The organism is Glutamicibacter arilaitensis Re117 (assembly GCF_000197735.1).
In the GTDB taxonomy this organism is placed as follows: domain Bacteria; phylum Actinomycetota; class Actinomycetes; order Actinomycetales; family Micrococcaceae; genus Glutamicibacter; species Glutamicibacter arilaitensis.
The window spans coordinates 604,986-625,690 of sequence record NC_014550.1; the positions used below are offsets into that span (position 1 = coordinate 604,986).

Below are 20,705 nucleotides of genomic sequence, written 5' to 3' on the forward strand. Positions count from 1 at the left end.
CGGACTCGGTCTACCAGTCCAGCCAAATTGTCTGGCCTGCGTGGAAAGATCGATGCGTGTTGAGTAAAGAATTGAACGACCAGGCCACCGCCCGCCATGCGCGCGGTGCCTACTTCACCCCAGAACCCGTAGCCAGCTTCATGGCGCAGTGGGCGCTGGGCCAGCAGGGATCCAGGGTCCTGGAACCTTCCTGCGGTGAAGCGCAATTCCTTGCCGCCGCGCATTCGGTGCTCGATGAGCAGCGCGAGCAGCTGGACATGCTGGGTCTGGAGCTGCACGAGCCATCGGTGCAGGCAGCCCGCCAGCGGATGCGCGCGGCTGGGATCAATGCGCGGATCGAACAGGCCAACTTCTTCGAAGTCTCCGGCCACGGAGATTTTGATGCTGTTATCGGAAACCCTCCCTATGTGCGCTACCAGCTGCACCGAGGCGCCGACCGGCAGCTCTCGCGCGCCGCGGCCAAGGCCTCGGGCGTGGAGCTGAACGAACTTGCCAGCATCTGGGCGGCTTTCGTCGTGCACGCCACCAGCTTCCTTGCCGTCGGCGGCCGCCTGGCCCTGGTACTGCCTGCGGAGCTGATGTTCGTGAACTACGCCGGACCGGTCCGCCAAATGCTGCTTGAACGCTTCGCCGACGTGCACCTGGCAGTTTTCGAAGAACGCCTGTTTGCCGATGCACAGGAAGAAGTGGTGCTGCTGCTTGCCAAGGGGTACCGCGAAGGGGCCAGCGGTTCCTTCAACCTGCACCAATTCCGCAATGCCCAGGATCTGCAAACCCTCGGCGAAGGCGTGCGCCACACCCCGGTGCGCATGAGCGACCGCTGGACCGGTTCATTGGCAGGTCTTGAAGCCCAAGGGATCCTGGCCACGGCGCTGGCCGCCGGCCGGATGGCGCCGTTGCAGTCCTGGGGCGAGACCTCGCTGGGAGCTGTCACCGGCAATAACAAGTGGTTCACCCTCTCCGCCGGGCAGATCCATCAGCTGGGGCTGGTGCGCGAGGACCTCATCCGCATCTCGCCTCCGGGCTCGCGCCACCTGCGCGGGCTGGAACTGAGCGAGGAAGACTGGGAAAAGCTCACCGAGCATGGGGCTGCCACCTACATGTTCCGTCCCGCAGCGGAACCCAGTGCCGCCGGGGCGCGCTTAGTGGCCAGCGGTGAGCTGCAGAACGTTGACCAGGCTTATAAATGCCGGGTGCGCTCGCCGTGGTGGCGGGTACCGGTCCTCTCGGTCCCGGACCTGTTCATGACCTATATGAACGCAGATACCCCGCGGTTGACCGCCAATGAGGCTGGAGTGCACCACATCAACTCGATCCATGGTGTGTACCTCGGCGCTGATGTCCGCCAGCTGGGCCGGGAGCTGCTTTCGGTTGCATCGCTCAATACCCTGAGCATGCTCGGCGCTGAAATGGTGGGCCGCTCATATGGCGGGGGCATCTTGAAGCTGGAACCGCGTGAAGCCGACCAGCTGCCGGTCCCGTCAATCGACCTGGTGCAGCGCCATGCCAAGCGGTTGCGTTCCATCAAGCCCACGGTGCGCGAATTGCTGCAGCAAGGGCGCAAGCAGGAAGCCACGGACCTGGTCGACAACGTGGTGCTCAAGCAGATGCTCGGGTTGGACCGCGCAGCCGTTGCCGCGGTCCATGCCGCGCGAACAAGCATGCTCGAACGCCGAAAGGCCCGAAGCAAAGCAGTGAAGGGATGAACGTGGCTAACCCCGTGGTTGAAAAGACCCTGGCCTTTGCCGAATTCGATACCACCTTGATGTCAGCGGCCAAGGATTCGCCCTGGCTGAACAACGGGGCAGTCACCGAGGCATTCAACCCCTCCTTCAGCGTGCTCGAACGCCTGCTGAGCATCCCGGTACGCAATAAGGCGGTGACCCGCTCCGGCCGCTTCGCCCAGGGCGTTGATGCGTGGCTGGCCCACGAACTGCGCCGTGCCGGATTCGATGCGGATCTGGTCTGGCCGCGCCCGGAGGCGCCCCGGGTCCTGTCCAGCGACATCCTTGAGCTGCTGCGCAAGCTTCCCGAGCGCCTGGCCGACGAGGTCCACGAATCCATCATGTCGGGCAAGGCCGGCAGCACCGATGCGCGCATACTGGGCCGCGCCTACATGAAGCAAACAGATGTGGTGATGACCCATTGGTCTACCGGCCCTGAGCTGCTGCTGAGCACCAAGGCCATGACCTCTTCCTTCGGCAAGAACCTGGCCAACCGCTACGAGGAAGCCTATGGAGATGCGGCTAACCTGCGCGCACGCTACCCGCTGGCAGCTGTCGGGTTCTTCTTCGTCCAGCGCGCCACGATCTTGGAATCCGAGCCGGCCGCCTTCCGCCGCACCGTGGACATGATCCGCAAGCTGCGCGATTTCGGCGACGGCTTTGGCTATACCGCTACCGGCCTGCTGCTGGTGGACTGGGATGACACAGCAGAAAACCCGGAAGTCAAGTGCGTCCATGCTCCGGTGCCTGCAGATATCGCAGCCCCGCAGTTCCTCAATGCCATGGTTGATGCGGTCCTGAAAGTCACCCCGATCGACCTGCACGAGGCCGCGCGCGCTCGCCGAGCTGGCGAAGTCGCCCCGCTGCCGGGGCACGACGCAGTCGATGAGCAGCAGGACGCCCTGTTCTAGGCAGTCACATCACCGGGACCGGCGAAGCTGAGTCATCGGAGCCGTAGCGGGCAGCGTGCGGGTAGGCCAAGGCCGGAGCCAGGGTGAAAGGTGCGCTAGGCGCCGGTGCTTGGGACAAGCGAATCGCGACTTGATCTTCGCTGGCCTGAGGCAATTGCGCGGCCCACTGCCAAGCGGCTTCGGTAGCCCGGTAGATGAACTTCAGCTGCCCCTCGTGTTCGAAGCTGCGCTCGCGCTCCCAGAGCTCGGATCGTTCGTAGAACGCCCACGAAGCGGGGTTCTGCGAATCTATAACGCTGATCGGGGTTCTGCCCGCACGCAGGGCGTGGGCAAGGCGCAGCGAGGTTACATGCTGGCGGATACCCAGCCGACGGTAATCGGCGCGCACGGCCATGCAGCCCAGCTCTACGGCGTTCATCGAAGAGGTCGGGGCAACGATGGAATCATGCACCAGGCCAGCAGCGACCAGGGTGCCCTGGTCGCGCACGGTCACCAACAGCGACAGGCGATCGAATTTCTGGTTCCAGCGCTGGTCTACAACGGTGTACAGGGACGCTAATTCGGCGCGCTGGGCTGGCTGAACGCATAGGGATGACAAGGAAAAGTTCAGGTTTTCAAACACTGGGGTACGGTCCTAAATTCTAAGAACGAACGAAAGATAAGGCTTTTGCACGGTGGAGAAAATCCACTGCGCGGTTTCGTTGGCCTTGAGGGGACCGATGCCGGCGGCTTCCGGCAACTTCCTTGTAGGGTCCAGTTTGAGCTCGATGAGCTAGAAAAATTATGGAGTCTAAAGTGCCCTTTTGACAAGTGGAGATGGGTACTTTTAAGTGAATCGCAAATAAACTATTTGGCGCTGATTTTCTGCTCTGGTCAACCAACGGATTATCTTGTCCCTGATGGCTGGTTTCAGCGCATTTGCGGTGTGTTTTACAACCGGTTTGCGACAACCGGAACCGGAACCGATTTGGAGTCAGGTCCGCTGCCCGGTAAGATTGCATACGCACTTGGCTTGCAAGTCAGAGCGCAGATGGATCTTTAGCTCAGTTGGTTAGAGCGTTCGCCTCACACGCGAAAGGTCGCTGGTTCGAGTCCAGTAAGATCCACCAATCACGAAAGCCACCGCGTCGCGGTGGCTTTCGTGATTTCCGGCTCAATTTCGGCGCTTAGCTTCCCAGCAGCTGGTGCACCCGGGGCTTTACTTCTTCGCCGAGCAGCTTGATGCTCTCCATCATCACCTCGTGCGGCAGGGATCCGGCCGAATATTTGATGTCAACGCGGGATAGCCCTAATTGCGTGGTCACCTTGGCCATCTTCTGCGCCACGGTCTGCGGGCTGCCTGCCATCATGGCGCCTTCAGGGCCCATGGAAGCCTGCAAGCGCATTTTGCTTGCCGGTGGCCATCCGCGTTCGGCGCCCAGACGGTTCATGGTGCGCTGGTAGTGAGGCCAGAGCGTTTCCAGGGCTTCTTCGTCGGTCGATGCCACCAGGCCATGGAAGTGCGCAGAGATGGGCAGCTGTTCCTGGCCGAATTCCTCCAGCGCGCGGCGGTAGAGGCTGGCCAATCCCTCGAATGCCGAAGGCTGCCCGCCAATGATGGCCAAGCACAGGGGCAAGCCGTGCCGGGCGGCGCGGACCACCGACTGCGGGCTGCCGCCGACGCCCACCCAGGTGGTGAGCGGACGGTCTTCCAGCAGCGGGTACACCTGCTGGTTGCGCAGAGCCGCACGGTGCTTGCCCTGCCAGGAAACCGGTTTTCCGTGGCGCAGCTTGGCCAGCAGGTGCAGCTTTTCTTCGAACAGGTCCTCATAGTCCTCGAGGTCCAGGCCGAACAGCGGGAAAGACTCGATGAAGGAACCGCGGCCGGCGATGATTTCGGTTCGTCCATTGGAGATCGCATCCAAGGTCGCGAAGCGTTCGTATACGCGCACCGGGTCGTCGCTGGAGAGCACGGTCACCGCGGTGCCCAGTTTGATGCGCTGCGTGATGCTTGCTAAAGCGGCCAGTACGACTTCGGGGGAGGAGATGGCATAGTCATCGCGGTGGTGCTCGCCGACGCCGAAGAAATCGAGATTCGAGGCCTCGGCCTGCTGCCCTTCGGCGATGACGTTTCGAATCACCTGGGCATGGCTTAGCGGGTTGCCTTGGGCGTCTTCGGTGATGTCACCGAAGGTCTCGGCGCCGATTTCTGGCAGGGGGAGTTTGGTGCTCATCAGATCCTCCGGTTTATATGCAAACACATCTAACTTCTGACTGGTTCAACCGCAATCGGCCCTCCGATATTCCAGCAAGCAGAAAAGCACCTAAATGTGTTCGGGGATACCATCGGAATTCGCCACGTTCCCGACAACTTTTCATGCACGGGTTGTATGGTGAATCCATGGGAAAAACTTTGGTTCAGGGGGCGTGATTCGTGGCATATCGATCTGACGAGGAGCGGTCCACCTCGTCGAATGCCGTGGGTGAGGATCCGGCTCCGATAGCTGGTGCCATGCCACGCATTGTCACTAGCGAAATCAATATGGGCTTCCATCCGGAAGAGCCTGTCGAAGAACCGCTGATGGCGTCCGAACTGCCGCTGAATACTGCGGTTAGTGCCAATGTGGCGGCTGCTGATGCCACGGATATCGAGTGGCGCACCGGACAGGTGCACACCACCGATGAGGGCATCACCCTCATGCCTACCCGAGCCAACCCCGTGGCTCGCCGGCTGCTGGCGAAAATGTGGATCTCCGATGCCCCGCCAACCGAGGCGCTGAACATTGTCGAGCGCCTGCAAGGCACCCCCTATGCCAATCCCAAAATCAACGTAGACCAGGACGCTTCAAACCGGCGCACCATGGAGTTCGCGCTGGACTTGGGCGAGACGTTGATCCGCTATGGCGCAGGCGCCTTGGAAGTGGAAACCAGCGTGATCGCGGTGACTGCGGCCCTTGGCCTCAGCCACCTGGATGTGGATATCACCAACCAGTCCTTGCACCTGAATTACAGCCCGCCAGATGGCGAGAGCTACTCGGTCTTGCGCGTGGTGCGTTCCTACACCTCGAACTACGCAGGCATGGTCCTGGTGCACGAGCTGGTCTCGGACATCATCGCAGGCGGAGTTTCACGCACCGCTTCAGCTGCGCGGCTTAAACAAATCACGCGCAAGCCCAAGCCGTTCCCGCGTTGGATCGCCGCTACCTCGCGTGCGGTCTTTGCCGCCGCATTCGTGCTGTTCATCGGCGGCTCATGGGCGGGGGCGCTGGTGGCCATGGTTTCTTCCAGCCTTGTCACCCAGATCAGCCGCTATGGTTCGCGCTGGCGCGTGCCCGAGTTCTTCACCATCGCGGCTTCGACATTGACGGTAACGGTCATTGCCCTGCTCGGCCACCAATTCCATGCGCCGCTGGACCCGGCATTGGTGGTTTCTGGCGGTATCTTGCTGCTGCTGCCATCGGGCAGATTCGTTTCGGCGCTGCAAGATGCCATCAACGGCTTCCCGGTCACAGCGGTGGGACGCTTGTTCTCAGCCAGCTTGATCTACGGGGCAATCCTCTGCGGCATCGCTACCGCTCTGGTGATCTCGGATCTGCTAGGCGGAGAAAAGGTCGACGTGCATAAGATCGTCCAGACCGAGTATCCAACCTGGCTGCTCGTGGTCTTGGTGGGCGTGGCCATCGTCGCTGGCGCGGTCACCGAGCAGAGTGCCTTGCGCTTGCTGCTGCCGACCGCCGGCATCGCAGTGGGCGGTTATCTGGTGATGCTGCTGGCCGAAAGCATTGGCCTGGGCGATCGCGCCACCCCGGCGCTGGTTGCCACTGTCATTGGTTTCGCCGCGCGCTTCGCAGCAGACAAGCTTCGATCCCCGCAGTTGGTCTTGGCAGCTCCCGCGGTTATGTTCCTGCTGCCGGGTTTGATGATCTTCCGCGCCATGTACGGCATCGTCATCAACGTGGATGAGACCGCGGCCGGGCTGGTGGAGATGTTCAACGCCATGGCAATCATGCTCTCCATCGCTGGAGGCGTCGTTTTCGGAGACACCCTGTGCCGCCCGCTGACTTCCAATGCTCGGCGCGAACGGCGGCGGATCCGCCGCCGCTAGGCTTTCGGCAATGACCAATCAATCGGCTTCTGTCCCTTTTCGGACAGGAGCCGATTGATGTTTGAGAAGGGTTTGGAGCCGAAGAAGCCACGCGAGGCTGACAAAGGCGAAGGGTGGGCGCTATGCAGCTGCTCTGCGTTGGGCAGAGCCTGCGAGAGCTTCTGGGCGTGCTTGCCCCACAGCAAGGCCACCGGAGGGTGCGGGAGTTCATTGAGCGCCTTGAGGATGCTCTGCACTATTGGGGACCACCCGAGGTTCTGGTGGGAGCCGGCATCCCCGGCGGTAACGGAGAGCACCTGGTTCAGCAGCAGCACTCCTTGGGAAAGCCACGGGCTCAGATCCGGGTGCGGGACCGGGGCGATGCCCAGATCCGCCTGCAACTCCTTGTAGATATTGGACAAGGAGCGGGGCAGGGGACGAACCTGCTTGTTGGCCGCGAAGGCAAGTCCATTGGGATGCCCGGGCGTCGGATAAGGGTCCTGGCCAATAATTAGGACCTTGACCTCAGACAATGGCAGACTCAGTGCGCGGAACATCACCTCTGGCGCTGGCAGGATCTGTTCACCGGCCGCTGAGCGGGCAGCTAGAAGCGACGCCAGGGACTTGAGCAGTGAGTCCTGCTCCTGGAGCGCCTGAACCCAGTCTGGCGCGATAAACCCGAGGTCGGCCATTGATTTCGCCCCATGGTAAAAAGGGAAATCCGAGGCTTCGTAAACGGGCAACGGGGCTGGCCCAGGTGCGTCGAAAAGTGCTGGCTGCAAATCGTCCATAGAGTTAATTGTGCCGTTTTTCTGGCGTGCCTGTGCTCGGCCACACGGCGTTAGGCAAGCGGATTGGTTAGAATATCGGTGGTATGTCTGCCGAAGGCGGATTGCATGCATAACTGAAACCCGAGAAAATCGAACTAAGGATCGAGGTGAGAGCGTATGGCTGAAAATGAATTGCTGGTGGATTTCGTGATGAACCCGGATTCAGAATTGGACGAACGTTCGCAGCAGATCCTCACCTTGGAAAAGTTGTGGTGGAAGTATGCCGGGGCCAAAGAACAAGCCATTACCAAGCAATTTTCGATGTCGCCGACGAATTACTACCAGTTGTTGAACCAGCTGATTGAAACCGACGCGGCACTGGCCTACGACCCGATGTTGGTCAAGCGCCTGCGCAGAGCACGTTCCACAAAACGTCGCGTGGGCGGTAAGGTCGGCACGGGAAGATAACCCTGCCTGCCGTGACCAATCAGACCTCGAGCAAGGACAAGAATGACCAACTACCCGCGTGACGAATTTGATCGCGTTCCGGAATTCAGCACCCGTGTGGGCTCGCACCACGCCCACGGATGGGCGCAGTCCGCCGCGTCGAAGTCAACCGGTGGAAAATTGCGCTGGGTAGTGCTGACCGCTGTGCTCGTGCTGGTGATCGGTGCCCTGTCCTTTATCTTTGGTCCGCAGCTGAAGGAAACCCTTGCCACTTCCACTGGCAGCGAATCGTCGCAGTCCCAGGAAGAGACCCCGCAGAGCTCCGAGGAAGCTACCCCGAGCGAAAGCGAATCGCCATCGAGCACCATCGATGATGAAGACGTGCTCTACGGCCAACTGATCGGCGTGTATAACGCTGCAAACATCGCCGGCTTGGCCACCGCAGGCGAAGACGCCATGACCGAAGCCGGATTTACCAGCATCGTGGCCGACAACTGGACCAAGCCAGCCGAAGTTTCGGCGGTTTATTACATGTCTGAGTCCTACCGGACTACTGCTGAAAAAGCTGCCGAAGTCTTGAAAGTCGAGGAAGTTTTGCAGACTACCAACATCCCGAACCGAGTCACCGTGGTTTTGGGCACCGATGACACCTTGGGGCTAAACGAATAATTCGTTCATAATTCCATTCGCTTACAGCCGATCAGCTTGCACTCGCCATGCGAGAGTGCCAATATTTGTATTAGCACTCTCGTGTTGTGACTGCTAACGCTGGTCGGTTTTGGCGTTCCTAGGGGAACTTCAAGAAGCACCAGGAAGCGTACGCAACGCGTGGAGCGTGGAAAATACCTCAGATAGCGAGAGCTGAAACGGCTGCTGGCCCGATGCCACGCCGCTCCACTCGTCCGTCGCGGGCGCTGTCTGTCGGTTGCATTTTCGCAAAATCGTCCCGAAAGGACCGTACGCCACAATGGCTAAGATGATTGCATTTGACGAGGAAGCACGCCGCGGACTAGAGCGCGGCCTGAACACCCTTGCTGACGCGGTAAAGGTCACCCTAGGCCCACGCGGCCGCAACGTCGTTCTGGAAAAGAAGTGGGGCGCCCCTACTATCACCAACGACGGTGTATCCATCGCTAAGGAAATCGACCTCGAAGATCCTTACGAGAAGATCGGCGCAGAGCTGGTCAAGGAAGTTGCCAAGAAGACTGACGACGTCGCTGGCGACGGTACCACCACCGCAACCGTACTGGCACAGGCACTGGTCAAGGAAGGCCTGCGCAACGTTGCCGCAGGTGCTGACCCAATCGCACTGCGTCGCGGTATCGACAAGGCTGTAGAAGCTGTCACCGCTGAACTGTTCGCCGCTGCGAAGAAGATCGAATCCAAGGAGCAGATCGCTGCTACCGCTTCGATCTCCGCTGGCGACAAGGAAATCGGCGGTCTGATCGCTGAAGCTCTCGACAAGGTCGGCGAGCAGGGCGTCATCACCGTTGAAGAGTCCAACACCTTCGGTCTGGAGCTTGAGCTGGCTGAGGGCATGCGCTTCGACAAGGGCTACATCTCCGCTTACTTCGTTACCGATGCTGAGCGCCAGGAAACCGTTCTTGAGGATCCATACATCCTCATCGTGAACTCGAAGATCTCCTCGGTCAAGGACATGGTTACCTTGCTGGAGAAGGTCATGCAGTCCAACAAGTCGCTGCTGATCATCGCCGAAGATGTTGAAGGCGAAGCACTGGCTACCCTGATCCTGAACAAGATCCGTGGCCTGTTCAAGTCTGTTGCTGTCAAGGCTCCAGGCTTCGGCGACCGCCGCAAGGCCATGCTGACCGATATCGCCATCCTCACCGGTGGCCAGGTTGTTTCCGAGGAAATCGGCCTGTCCCTGGACAACGTAGGCCTGGAAGTCCTGGGTACCGCCCGCAAGGTCGTTATCACCAAGGACGAAACCACCATCGTTGAAGGCGGCGGCGAAGCCGACGCAATCGAGGGCCGCAAGTCCCAGATCGCAGCCGAGATCAAGAACACCGACTCGGACTACGACCGCGAGAAGCTGCAGGAGCGCCACGCAAAGCTCTCCGGCGGTGTCGCTGTGCTGAAGGCTGGCGCGGCTACCGAGGTAGAGCTCAAGGAGCGCAAGCACCGCATCGAGGATGCTGTGCGTAACGCCAAGGCAGCTGTTGAAGAAGGCATCGTCGCCGGTGGTGGCGTTGCACTGATCCAGGCTGGCGCTGCTGCATTCGAGAAGCTGGTTCTGGAAGGTGACGAAGCAACCGGTGCGAACATCGTTCGCGTTGGCATCGAAGCACCTCTGAAGCAGATTGCACTGAACGCTGGCATGGAGCCAGGCGTCGTGGCTGACAAGGTCAAGGGCCTGCCTGCAGGTCACGGCCTGAACGCTGCCACCGGTCAGTACGTGGACCTGCTGGAAGCTGGCGTCAACGACCCAGTGAAGGTAACCCGTTCGGCTCTGCAGAACGCAGCATCGATCGCTGGCCTGTTCCTGACCACCGAAGCTGTTGTCGCAGAAAAGCCAGCTCCTGCTGGCGCTGCTCCAGCCGGTGGAGATGACATGGGTGGCATGGGCGGCATGGGCGGCTTCTAAGCTTCCCGCCGCAAGGCACCAAGCAATCATCGCGCCGATGGCCCGGATTCCTTTTCACAAGGTATCCGGGCCATCGGCCGTTTTGCCTCGAAGAGGCGTTGAACTAGAGCCAGCTTCGCAGCAATTCCAGTTCATTGCTCAGATTGATGCGCGCACCGGGCTCCCAGCGCTGGATACCGGCGGGCGTGCCGTAGATCTTGTCTTTCTCCAGCAGCCCTGTGAGGATCTTGCTGCGTCCTGATGCGAGCAGGGGGCGAGGCAGATGCTCGTATTCCTTGTAGATAGCTTCCGCGTAGCGTTGATAGGCGACCGTGGGGCGTGCAAGGACCTCCAGGTCGGCATCGCAGAGGATATTTCCCAAGCGGTCGGTATCTGCCGGGGAATGCCCGGCGGTGAGCATGATGAGGTCACTGACTTTCGAGACTGCCCCGGGGGAGAGTACTCCCCACAGCCGTTCGCGGGCTAATATCGCAGACTTGAATTCGTCTTCGCTGGTTCCTTCATACACCGCATCATGGAACCAGGCAGCCAGTTGAAGCAGCATGAGCTCTTCCGGATCGGTATTGTCCTTGGCCAGCCAATCGAGTGCTTCGAGCACCGAGAGCAGGTGCACCCGGTCGTGATAGTGCCGATGGGACTGGGACCAGCGCTCCAAGAGCTCAGAGCCGAGCTGGGGCTCGGTAGGCAAGGTACGCGCCCAGCGGCGGGAGAGGATCGTTCCCAGCTTCTCGGGCCGGTATTTGGCCGGTATCCGTATCCCAGAGCTGAGCAGGGCGCGGACCAGTTCGCCTCCCGAGACTTCCTGAGCGCCAGCCGCAACTAGGCGGTCGTAGTGTTCGCGCGGAACATCGTAGTGGTCGCGGTCAAACGCCCGACGGGAGATTTCTTGTTGTTCAGCGAACTGATGCAGTTCAGCCAAGGAGGTATCCGACACCAAATGGGCAAAGAGCGTGCCATGGGCAGGCCAGCGCGGCGGGTCAATCAGAATACTCATAGGGCTAAGCCTACTGATCAACCGGCCGTTGCGCCTGTGCGTTTCAATACCGGAACAATGAGGTGTTGACCTGCTCGACCTCTTCGTACTGCATGGATGCGTGGTTCAGGGCCGTGGCAATGCTGCTCAGCGCCTCCTCGATCTGCACATGGGTTGACCTCCATTCGGCCACGATTGACTGGAAGGAGGCAGCTGCAGAACCCTGCCAGGTACTTTGCAGCTGGTCGAGATTCATCTGCATGGTCGAAACCTCATGACGCAACCGGTCAATGGTGTTCATGACGGCCTGGGACTTAACCTGCATTTCGCCGGTATTGGTGGAGAACGTACTCACTGAAATCATCCTTTCCAAGATGAGTGACTTGATCACTGATGCATTCACCCTAGAAACACCACACCCCGTGCTGGCGGCGGCCAGCACGGGGTGTGGATAAAAGCTAAGCGCCGTTAGTCCTCGATATCGTCGACTTCCGGTTCCTTAGGTTCGCGAAGCGGTTCATATGGCAATGAAATCGACATCGTCGCTCCACCGCCGGGGGTGTCTGCCAAGGCCACCGAGCCGCCATGCTGCTGGACAATGGCCGCAACGATCGCCAAGCCCAGGCCGGAACCTCCGGTCTCGCGTTGGCGCGAGCTATCCGAACGGTAGAAACGTTCAAAAATGCGCTTGGCATCTTCAGCAGGGATTCCTGGTCCATGGTCGCGGATTTCGACCACAGCGTCCATCGTTCCTGCGACCAGCGAGCGTACACCGACAGCGACTTCCAGCGGGCTGCCTTCCGGAGTGTAGCGCAGGGCATTGGTGATCAGATTAGCGATCACCTGGCGAATGCGGGCATCATCGCCGACAGTGCTTGCCGGACTTGGACGATCGGAGACCAGGCCGACAAGTTTGACGGTACGGTCCGGTGCACGGACCTTGGTGTCTTCCACAGCGTCCTGCCCGAGCACCAGCAGGTCCACTGGCTGTTTTTCCATGGGTCGCTGTTCGTCCAAGCGGGCGAGCATCAACAGGTCTTCAACCAGGCGGGCCATCCGCTTGGATTCGCTTTCAATGCGGCCCATTGCCGAGTCCATGGCTTCGGGCTCTGCCAGTCCGCCATATCTGTAGAACTCCGAGTAGCCCTGAATGGTCACCAGCGGGGTGCGCAGCTCGTGGGATGCGTCTTGGATGAAGCGGCGCATCTTCCGTTCGGAAGCTTCGCGGTCGTTGAACGCCTTTTCAATCTGGGCCAGCATGGCGTTGAGCGAGCGGGAAAGCCTGCCGACTTCGGTTTCTGCCGGGTAGTCCTTAACACGCTGGGATAGGTCGCCATCGGCGATCATCGACGCGGTGCGTTCCACATTAATCAGCGGTTTGAGTGAACGCCCGGTCAGTCCGTAGGCGATCATCGACATCAGCAGGGCAGTGAGCGTGCCGGTGGAGAGCACCAGCACGGCGGTTTGATTGACAGTACGGTTCACATTGTCCAGCGGCATGGACAGGAACAGGTTCAATTCACTGCTCTTGAGCGGAATCATGACCGTACGCCAACCCGCGGAGGTCGGAAAAGCGCCAGGAACTGTCGCAGGGGAGTTCGGGTGAGCTGCCAGCTGCTGAATTTCTTCCATATTCAATAGCGGCAGGTCGGTGCCGTTGGAAGGCCCGACCCGCGAACGCGGCATCACGTAAACGATTTCGCCGTCCTGGTCGCGGATATCCGCGTAGGCGCTGCTCAAGCCGAGCAGCGTGGCATCGACATCCAAGGCGTCGTGGCTGCCGCTGTCCTCGTTCAACGAGTACAGGTAGGCCTTGTTCAGACCGTAAGCCATTGTCGACTTAGACACGTTCAACTGCTTATCGATCTGATTGGTCATCGCGATCCTCAGCGTATGCGCTGAACCGACTGCGGTAGCGAAGATCGCGACGATCATCAGACCCAGCATGACCGTGACCAGCTTGGTCCGCAACGAGGTGCGGCGCCACTGGGCTCGAAATGACTTCATAAGGTGACTTTACAAGGCCTTCAACTATTGGCTCGGACCGATACTCATGCTCTTAGCGGCGATCCGGGGTGCGCATCAGGTAGCCGACACCACGCTTGGTCTGGATAAGCGCAGGCCATTCAGGGCGGTCAACCTTGCGGCGCAGGTAAGAAATGTAGGACTCAACGATCGATGCGTCGCCGTTGAAGTCGTATTCCCAGACGTGATCCAAGATCTGCGACTTGGACAGCACTCGGTTTGGGTTCATCATCAGGTAGCGCAGCAACTTGAATTCGGTAGGGGAGAGGTCGATGATCTCCCCGGCACGGCGCACCTCATGGGCGTCGTCATCCAGTTCAAGGTCGGCAACGGAAATGGTCGCGTTCTCGTCCTCGCCGCTGGCGGTACGACGCAGCACGGCACGGATGCGGGCTACGACTTCGTCCAGGCTGAATGGCTTGGTGACGTAGTCATCGCCGCCAACAGTCAGACCAGTGACCTTGTCGCTGGTGTCATCGCGTGCGGTCAGGAACAAAACTGGGAAATGGCGGCCGGCGGCACGCAGCTTCCTGGTGATGGTGAAACCATCCATGTCCGGGAGCATGACGTCCAAGACGGCCAGATCTGGTTCGTCGGCTTCAACGGCGGCAAGAGCTTCGCGTCCATTGGCAGCAGCAACGACTTCGAAGCCTGCAAAGCGCAGGGAAGTGGAAAGCAGTTCGCGGATGTTTGGCTCGTCGTCGACAACGAGAAGTTTTGCCTCAGCAGTTTTTGGACTCATGAACCCTAGTTTGCCGAAGAAGTCTGGGAGTCTGCTGGGCGAAAGCTGAGGCGGTTGGTTAGTTGCTTCGGCGTCGGGCGACGTTTCCGAAAATCACCACGGCGGCCAGGATGAATGCCGTGGGCAAACCGAAACGGGCGCAGAGCATCAATAGGGGTGGGATAGCGATCCCCTGGAAGTAGAAGACCAGGATTCCAATCAGGGCCAAGGCCGAGAGGACAGCGATGGCAATCGCCAAACGCGAAAGGAAGGACATGGTTTTGGATGAAGCGCTCACGCTACCAAGTTTAGCCGTGGAGGCTGTGCCTGTACGCAGAATCCGAAGAATGGCCGGTAAGATGAATTCCCCGTGCCAGAGATGACATAATCTTAGGTAAAGGACTTGAAGCGTTTCGGCAGTTTGAGCACCCGGCAAGAAATATAGAAGAATTCCGGTAGTGGCTCCGCGGGAACGCACATATGAAAATGCATGGCGCTGAGCAGGCCTCGGCTATGCAGCTTAGTTAAAGAACGAACGAGGTAAGCGATCATGCCTAGCGGCAAGGTTAAATGGTACGAAAAGGCCAAGGGTTTCGGTTTCATCACTGCCGAGGACGGCAAAGAGATCTACGTCAATGCTGCAGCGTTGCCCGAAGGCGTGCATGACCTGCGCCCCGGAACCCGACTGGAATTCGGCGTTGCCGAAGGCCGGCGTGGTCCGCAGGCACTGAGCTTGCGACTGCTGGAAGAAGCACCGTCGGTCGCCCGCGCCAAGCGCAAGAAGCCGGAAGCGGAGGCTGTGCTGATCGAAGATCTTATTAAGCTGCTCGACAACGTTTCCAATAGCTTGCACAAGGGGCGTTATCCTGAACAGGCATATGGCAAGAAGGTTGCTACCGTACTTCGTGCGGTAGCCGACGATCTGGACGCATAAATAATGGCCCGTAAACCCAAGTTGGACACCATCCTCGCCGAGGCAGTGGATACTGCTCGCGGTGCGCTCGCAGAAATTGCAGGCGTGTCGGAAATCGGCGAACACCTAGGGGTCACGGCGGAAGGTGAGCGACTTGTCACCCATCGTTTTGTCTCCCATAAAAAGGGATACCAAGGATGGACCTGGTTTGCCACACTTGCACGGGTGTCTCGGGCTAAGTCCAAAGACCTGACGGTGTGCGAAGTCGGCATCATCGCCGGAGAGCACTCGCTGCTTGCTCCAGCATGGGTGCCGTGGGCAGACCGCTTGGCCAAGGAAGAGATTGAAGCGGCTAGCGCTGAGGAAGCCGGTGAAACCTCTGGCGAGGATACCGGAACCGCGGCTTCAGCAGAACGCGCTGAGACTCAACCTGACGCTGCAGTGGCTGAAGATTCCACTTCAGCCACTGAGAAGCAGCCTGAGTCGGATGAGGCAGAAGATGCCGAAAGCGACCAGGAGACGGTTCAGACTCATAAGTCTCCAGCCCGACGCCAGGTGCGCCGCCGCCGGACCGCACAGCGCACCGCAGCCCGACGCCGGGCAGCGCAACGCAATCGGACGCGCAAAGAAAACTAGGCAGTAAAAAGCAAAGACCTTCGCCCAACGATGTTGCATCGTTGGGCGAAGGTCTTTGACGTTAAATCGTGAAGCTCTAGAGCTGCTCGATCACGTAGTCGATGCACTTGAGCAGCGACTCAACGTCATTTGGCTCAATCGCAACAAAAGTTGCGATACGCAACTGGTTGCGTCCAAGCTTGCGGTAAGGCTCCACATCGACCACGCCATTGGCACGCAGCACCTTGGCGATTGCCGAAGCGTCCACTGAATCTGCGAAGTCAACAGTTGAGATGACGTTGGAGCGGTGAGCAGGGTTGGCAACATAAGGGGCGGCAATTTCGGATGCCTCGGCCCATGCCTGGATCTTGCCGGCAGATTCCGCAGTGCGTGCTGCTGCCCACTTCAAACCACCATTGGCGTTGATCCACTTGATCTGCGCATCCAGCCCGACCAACGTGGTCAGCGACGGGGTGTTGTAGGTCTGGTTCTTCAGCGAGTTATCCAGAGCGGTCTTCAGATTCAGGAAGTCCGGGATCCAACGATCGGTAGCTGCGATTTCTTCGATGCGGGCAATGGCAGCAGGCGAAACGAAGGCCAGCCACAAGCCGCCATCCGAAGCGAAGTTCTTCTGCGGGGCGAAATAGTACACATCGGTCTCGGCCAGATCGACATCCAGTCCGCCGGCGGCGCTGGTGGCGTCAATGACGACCAACGCATCGGCATTCGCACCAGCAACACGCTGGATCGGTGCGGCAGCGCCGGTGGAAGTCTCATTGTGAGGCCATGCGTAGAGGTCTACATCCGCTTCGGCGACTGGTTCGGGCACGGTGCCAGGCTCGCCAACAATGATTGAGGAAGCTTCCAGGAATGGAGCCTTGTCGGTAGCCTTGGCGAATTTTGAACCGAACTCACCGAAGGACAGGTGCTGTGCCTTGGAACGGACCAAGCTGAAGGCCGCTGCATCCCAGAACGCGGTGGAACCGCCCACGCCTAGCAATACTTCATAGCCTGCTGGCGCGTTGAACATTTCCTTCAAGCCGTCCTGCACCGAGGCGACGAGGTTCTTGACTGGAGCCTGGCGGTGGGAAGTGCCAAGCAGCTCGGGGCCAGCATCGACGATGGCCTGAACCTGTTCTGCACGAACCTTGGACGGTCCGGCGCCGAATCGACCATCGGCAGGCAGAAGGTTTTCTGGAATTTTGATATCCGTGCTCATCGCGCTCCTCTTGTAGCGATAGATTGAAGTGCCGTAGGGGCCACCCATCCCCAAGGTCGGGAATATTGATAGGTAGCTTTGGCGTTTCAATAGACATCTTCGCAAATAGCGGGGGTTCGTGAGAAAAGCGCGTCGGTCGGTTACGCCGAGGGCATGGCGGGTTACAGCGCTTTCTGTCACTCAGACCAAGTAGAGTGGGATATCGACGCTAGGTAATTTTCAAGCGAACTTTAATTGTTGTGACTTCCAGGAGCGGCTACAGTGTCTGACCTTATCGATACAACTGAGATGTATCTGCGCACCATTCTTGAGCTTCAAGAAGAGGAAATCGTGGCCTTGCGTGCCCGAATTGCAGAGCGTCTAGGCCACTCCGGCCCTACTGTGTCACAGACGGTCGCCCGCATGGAACGCGATGGCTTGGTGATCGTGTCCACCGACCGGCACCTGGCGTTGACGGAGAAAGGTCACGAATTGGCTACCGGCGTGATGCGCAAGCACCGCTTGGCCGAACGCCTGCTCTCGGACATCATCGGCTTGGATTGGGAATACGTCCATGACGAAGCATGCCGCTGGGAACACGTGATGAGTGAGCGCGTCGAGCGCCGACTGTTTGATCTCTTGGGCAAGCCAACAGTGTCGCCGTACGGGAACCCAATTCCGGGGTTGGAGGTGCTCGGCGGCCCCAACGTGGGCGAGATCTCACACGATGTCGAGAACCTGGATGACGCGTTGCTCTCCGGAAATATCGGTCCCTTGGCGATTGAACGCCTCGCTGAACCGATCCAGACGGACCCAATCCTGCTCGGACAACTGAACGAAGGCGGTATCCGCCCCGGCGCGATCGTCACTCTGGAACGCGCCGATGACTATGTCGTCGTGCGTGTGCAAGGCATCGAAGGCGCATTGGAGCTGCCAGTTGAGGTCAGCGCACACGTATTTGTAAAGTCTCAGAAATGATAACGAAATTGTAACTTTCTGTGTTGACAGGTAACGTTAAGCATTGGTGCTAGCGGTCTAGCTAGTTCCATCCATTTCTGGTGCGACCGCCTAGTGTTGCCCTGCGCCAGAAACGGTCACCAAATTTTGAGGGCAATAACGGGGGACCCACTTTCCGGCGTGCAAACGCCTTGGGGTGAAGTTCTGCGACAAGCAGGCCGGCTCATTCTCCAGAGCCGAACCCGACAGCTAACTTCGTAGGCGCAACAGTGAGAGGAATGTTTTGGTAGAAACCAAGACTGCGGGACGTCGTCGCGTTGCAGACGTTGAAGTGGATGTGATTGCAGAAGTCACTGCTTCGGCTACTGAGCGCACCGGCGGGCGCCGGGCAGCACGAGCTGCTGCCACCGTCCCGATGATTGCACCGGCCAAGCCGGTTCATGAAGATTTCGTTGGTCGCCGCTTCGACTCCGTGCACCGCTACGGTGTTGCTCCAACCCAGAGCATGCTTGCTGCGACGGATGTGGCCAGCAATGTTGTTCTACTTCCAAATGCTGCTCCAGCATCTGCCAGCAAGCCGAAGCCGGTTGAAGCCGCTGGCAATGTAGCGTTCATCGCGAGCTTTAAGTCCAAGGTCCAGAAGACAGCTCACCGTGGGTTTGCCCATAAGGTTGCAGCAGTAGCCGCAGTTTCGGGCTTGGCACTAGCGGCCGTAACCCCACAGCTTTCCGGAAACTCAGAAGAGCAGAAAGCTGTTGAAGTAGCTGCACAGCGCACCGCAACGTCTGCAGTTGTAGATGTCACCGCACCAAGCAGCAACGCGGAACTTTCTGTGGAACGCGCGGCTTTGTCCTCGGAATTGAACACCGAGGTCGCCAAGGAAGAAAAATTCGCTGAGGTCATGACCGCTTCGGGCGGCAGCATTACGGCGATCAAGGACACCTCAGGTTTACTCGGATCGCCAGTTACCACGCAGCGAATCACTTCGAGTTTTGGTCACCGTAAGAACCCAACCGGTGCCGGATACATGATTCACAGCGGTACCGACTACGGCGTGCCAAGCGGTACCAAGGTATACGCAGCCGCAGATGGCATCGTGACCGTTTCTGGCTGGGCTGGACACTCCGGCAACCGCATCACTCTCGATCACGGCAACGGTCTTGAGACCGGTTATAGCCACAACAGCAAGTTGGTTGTGAAGGTCGGGCAGAAGGTTAAGCGCGGCGACGTCGTTGCTCTAGCCGGCAGCACCGGCAACTCAACGGGGCCACATGTGCACTTTGAAGTGATCGTAGATGGTCAGTTTAAAGACCCAGCAGGTTGGTTATAACGACGTTCGTCACCATTCCGTGATCAAAACGTGACATTTCAAAAATCTTCCTATAAGCTTGAACGCGTGCCATGGGGAACCCTGGGCAACGTTGCGTGAGAACCGAGCACTGCCAACACGCAATGAGCAGTTATACACAACTCGTACGGCAGTGGCGGGGGAACCAACATCGGGTCGTTAGTTTTGGCTAACAACCCTAGGGGTGAAGTGGATAGAGAAGGAAACTTCGAGTCCACCGAGGTAACTCCACTTCGAACCCGACAGCTTACCTCGTAGGTATCAAGGAGAGGCAATACTTTGACCAAGAGTCATGCACATGGACGTCGCCGTGCCGACGTACCACGCACCAATTCGCTACAGGCGATTTCACAGGCCGTAGCGTCCAACGCAGGCTCGGTGGGTCGACAGGCTGCCGTTGTAGCTGCAGCATCCGGCTTGATCGTTACTTTGGGCGTGCCAGGACAGGCAACCGCACCACGTGACGTTTCCGCATCGCCAGTTGACACCATCAACCCAGAGCGCGTTGCAGTCAAGGCAGTAAAGGTAGCTGCCGACAAGAAGGCTGACATCGCTATCGAGCGCGCTAGCTTCACCGCTGAGGAGAAGCCAGAGCCAGTTGTCATTGCAGTTTCCAATGACATCACCCCAACTACCCGTAGCAACAACTCGGGCAGCTCCGATTCGATGGCCCCAATGACTCGCCAGAGCCGTTCGGGTGGCCAGGAATCGGCTCCACAGCAGAAGGCTCAGCCAAAGGCTGAAACCACTGTTCAGAGCTCCAACCTTTCCGGCATTGCAGCAACCGCTGCCAAGTACGTTGGCGTTCCATACGTCTGGGGCGGCAACGGTCCAAGCGGCTGGGATTGCTCCGGCTTCGTCAAGTACGTTTACGCACAGCACGGCATCAACATTGCTCGCGGCACCTCGGCTATCCTCGGATCCGGCCAGTTTGTTCGCACCAGCAACCCTAAGCCAGGCGACTTGGTATTCCAGAATGGTGGCGGCCACGTTGGCATCTACCTGGGCGGCGGCCAGATGATTGGTGCACAGAACCCAACCGTGGACACCATGATCCACTCGGTTTCGCGCAACCCACTGTACGGCTACTACACCCTAGCTGGCTAAGTACAAAAGCTTTTCATAGGCCATCGGATGAGAAAGACATCCGATGGCCTATGTTCGTTTAACCAGATGAACAAGGGGCATCAAAGCGATGAAAAGAAGACAATTTCTTCGCTAGGTACTCACCAATGAACCGACCCATCGCATAGGCTAGCGCTTAGAGACACTCCGAGCAGAACGCGAGCTCCATCAATGCCAGATGGCGGCCATCGGTTCATGAAGGTAGTACGAGCAATGCGAACACTAGTATTAAACGCAGGATACGAGCCATTAGCCGTTGTGACATTCCGTCGAGCTCTAGTGCTTGTTATGAGCGATAAAGCGAGCATTG

21 protein-coding genes, 1 tRNA gene and 2 riboswitches are annotated in these 20,705 nt (G+C 59.0%); of the genes, 13 read left to right on the plus strand and 9 right to left on the minus strand.

What is annotated here, in order from left to right; all coding sequences use genetic code 11:
* Window positions 1-59 precede the first annotated feature (59 nt).
* Together AARI_RS03235 and AARI_RS03240 are read left to right on the plus strand one after the other, a co-directional pair.
* Entirely contained in the window at window positions 60-1,706 is a 1,647-nt protein-coding gene (locus tag AARI_RS03235) for an HsdM family class I SAM-dependent methyltransferase (RefSeq protein WP_041649302.1), read from the plus strand.
* On the plus strand, window positions 1,703-2,635 hold the full coding sequence (locus AARI_RS03240) for a hypothetical protein (protein ID WP_013347924.1): 933 nt from the start codon (window positions 1,703-1,705) through the stop codon (window positions 2,633-2,635). Before AARI_RS03235 ends, AARI_RS03240 begins: the two co-directional genes overlap by 4 nt.
* A gap of 4 nt (window positions 2,636-2,639) precedes the next feature.
* Here AARI_RS03240 and AARI_RS03245 read toward each other — a convergent pair whose 3' ends face one another.
* A complete protein-coding gene (locus tag AARI_RS03245) occupies window positions 2,640-3,257 on the minus strand; it encodes a GNAT family N-acetyltransferase (protein ID WP_013347925.1) in 618 nt (205 codons plus the stop codon).
* Between the two features lie 45 nt (window positions 3,258-3,302).
* On the opposite strand from AARI_RS03245, the gene AARI_RS19545 reads away from it, so the two are divergent.
* Together AARI_RS19545 and AARI_RS03250 are read left to right on the plus strand one after the other, a co-directional pair.
* Window positions 3,303-3,677 carry a hypothetical protein gene (locus AARI_RS19545; RefSeq protein ID WP_157867074.1) on the plus strand — a complete coding sequence of 125 codons (375 nt, stop codon included), beginning with the start codon at window positions 3,303-3,305 and terminating at the stop codon, window positions 3,675-3,677.
* Window positions 3,668-3,744: transfer RNA gene (locus AARI_RS03250), tRNA-Val, on the plus strand. The genes AARI_RS19545 and AARI_RS03250 overlap by 10 nt, the downstream gene beginning before the upstream one ends.
* Window positions 3,745-3,801: 57 nt before the next feature.
* Here AARI_RS03250 and AARI_RS03255 read toward each other — a convergent pair.
* The gene (locus AARI_RS03255; RefSeq protein ID WP_013347926.1) at window positions 3,802-4,848 is read right to left on the minus strand and encodes an LLM class flavin-dependent oxidoreductase; all 1,047 of its coding nucleotides are present in this window, start codon (window positions 4,846-4,848) and stop codon (window positions 3,802-3,804) included.
* A gap of 200 nt (window positions 4,849-5,048) precedes the next feature.
* Here AARI_RS03255 and AARI_RS03260 point away from each other — a divergent pair, with 200 nt between their 5' ends.
* The gene (locus AARI_RS03260) at window positions 5,049-6,719 is read left to right on the plus strand and encodes a threonine/serine exporter family protein (protein WP_013347927.1); all 1,671 of its coding nucleotides are present in this window, start codon (window positions 5,049-5,051) and stop codon (window positions 6,717-6,719) included.
* Here AARI_RS03260 and AARI_RS03265 read toward each other — a convergent pair.
* The gene (locus tag AARI_RS03265; RefSeq protein WP_013347928.1) at window positions 6,716-7,390 is read right to left on the minus strand and encodes a uracil-DNA glycosylase; all 675 of its coding nucleotides are present in this window, start codon (window positions 7,388-7,390) and stop codon (window positions 6,716-6,718) included. The two genes, AARI_RS03260 and AARI_RS03265, sit on opposite strands and share 4 nt — an antisense overlap.
* Window positions 7,391-7,645: 255 nt before the next feature.
* Here AARI_RS03265 and AARI_RS03270 point away from each other — a divergent pair, with 255 nt between their 5' ends.
* The 3 genes from AARI_RS03270 (at window position 7,646) to groL (ending at window position 10,520) form a co-directional block, all read left to right on the plus strand.
* The gene (locus tag AARI_RS03270) at window positions 7,646-7,936 is read left to right on the plus strand and encodes a DUF3263 domain-containing protein (protein ID WP_013347929.1); all 291 of its coding nucleotides are present in this window, start codon (window positions 7,646-7,648) and stop codon (window positions 7,934-7,936) included.
* 42 nt (window positions 7,937-7,978) lie between these two features.
* Entirely contained in the window at window positions 7,979-8,584 is a 606-nt protein-coding gene (locus tag AARI_RS03275; RefSeq protein ID WP_013347930.1) for a LytR C-terminal domain-containing protein, read from the plus strand.
* 298 nt (window positions 8,585-8,882) lie between these two features.
* Window positions 8,883-10,520 carry a chaperonin GroEL gene (groL, locus tag AARI_RS03280; RefSeq protein ID WP_013347931.1) on the plus strand — a complete coding sequence of 546 codons (1,638 nt, stop codon included), beginning with the start codon at window positions 8,883-8,885 and terminating at the stop codon, window positions 10,518-10,520.
* A gap of 103 nt (window positions 10,521-10,623) precedes the next feature.
* On the opposite strand, the gene AARI_RS03285 is transcribed toward groL, so the two are convergent.
* From AARI_RS03285 to AARI_RS03305, 5 genes are all read right to left on the minus strand, one after another.
* Complete coding sequence (locus tag AARI_RS03285) at window positions 10,624-11,514, minus strand: DUF4031 domain-containing protein (RefSeq protein ID WP_013347932.1); 891 nt, start codon at window positions 11,512-11,514, stop codon at window positions 10,624-10,626.
* A gap of 43 nt (window positions 11,515-11,557) precedes the next feature.
* On the minus strand, window positions 11,558-11,848 hold the full coding sequence (locus AARI_RS03290; RefSeq protein WP_013347933.1) for a WXG100 family type VII secretion target: 291 nt from the start codon (window positions 11,846-11,848) through the stop codon (window positions 11,558-11,560).
* 113 nt (window positions 11,849-11,961) lie between these two features.
* Window positions 11,962-13,500, minus strand: coding sequence for a sensor histidine kinase (locus AARI_RS03295; protein WP_013347934.1), 1,539 nt, complete (start codon window positions 13,498-13,500; stop codon window positions 11,962-11,964).
* 52 nt (window positions 13,501-13,552) lie between these two features.
* The gene (locus AARI_RS03300) at window positions 13,553-14,260 is read right to left on the minus strand and encodes a response regulator transcription factor (RefSeq protein WP_013347935.1); all 708 of its coding nucleotides are present in this window, start codon (window positions 14,258-14,260) and stop codon (window positions 13,553-13,555) included.
* A gap of 58 nt (window positions 14,261-14,318) precedes the next feature.
* The gene (locus AARI_RS03305) at window positions 14,319-14,537 is read right to left on the minus strand and encodes a hypothetical protein (protein ID WP_013347936.1); all 219 of its coding nucleotides are present in this window, start codon (window positions 14,535-14,537) and stop codon (window positions 14,319-14,321) included.
* A gap of 252 nt (window positions 14,538-14,789) precedes the next feature.
* Here AARI_RS03305 and AARI_RS03310 point away from each other — a divergent pair, with 252 nt between their 5' ends.
* Together AARI_RS03310 and AARI_RS18420 are read left to right on the plus strand one after the other, a co-directional pair.
* Window positions 14,790-15,173, plus strand: a complete 384-nt coding sequence (locus AARI_RS03310; protein WP_013347937.1) for a cold-shock protein — start codon at window positions 14,790-14,792, stop codon at window positions 15,171-15,173.
* A 3-nt stretch (window positions 15,174-15,176) separates the two neighbouring features.
* Window positions 15,177-15,788, plus strand: a complete 612-nt coding sequence (locus AARI_RS18420) for a DUF3027 domain-containing protein (RefSeq protein WP_013347938.1) — start codon at window positions 15,177-15,179, stop codon at window positions 15,786-15,788.
* A gap of 76 nt (window positions 15,789-15,864) precedes the next feature.
* Here AARI_RS18420 and serC read toward each other — a convergent pair whose 3' ends face one another.
* A complete protein-coding gene (gene serC / locus AARI_RS03320; RefSeq protein WP_013347939.1) occupies window positions 15,865-16,986 on the minus strand; it encodes a phosphoserine transaminase in 1,122 nt (373 codons plus the stop codon).
* Between the two features lie 261 nt (window positions 16,987-17,247).
* On the opposite strand from serC, the gene AARI_RS03325 reads away from it, so the two are divergent.
* The 3 genes from AARI_RS03325 to AARI_RS03335 all read left to right on the plus strand — a co-directional run bounded on the left by AARI_RS03325 (window position 17,248) and on the right by AARI_RS03335 (window position 20,377).
* Window positions 17,248-17,943 carry a metal-dependent transcriptional regulator gene (locus AARI_RS03325; protein WP_013347940.1) on the plus strand — a complete coding sequence of 232 codons (696 nt, stop codon included), beginning with the start codon at window positions 17,248-17,250 and terminating at the stop codon, window positions 17,941-17,943.
* Between the two features lie 107 nt (window positions 17,944-18,050).
* A riboswitch (cyclic di-AMP (ydaO/yuaA leader) is annotated at window positions 18,051-18,201 on the plus strand.
* A gap of 4 nt (window positions 18,202-18,205) precedes the next feature.
* Complete coding sequence (locus tag AARI_RS18425) at window positions 18,206-19,252, plus strand: M23 family metallopeptidase (protein ID WP_013347941.1); 1,047 nt, start codon at window positions 18,206-18,208, stop codon at window positions 19,250-19,252.
* Window positions 19,253-19,375: 123 nt separating this feature from the next.
* Window positions 19,376-19,546, plus strand: a riboswitch (cyclic di-AMP (ydaO/yuaA leader).
* A 3-nt stretch (window positions 19,547-19,549) separates the two neighbouring features.
* Window positions 19,550-20,377, plus strand: coding sequence for a C40 family peptidase (locus AARI_RS03335; protein WP_013347942.1), 828 nt, complete (start codon window positions 19,550-19,552; stop codon window positions 20,375-20,377).
* Window positions 20,378-20,705: the final 328 nt, after the last annotated feature.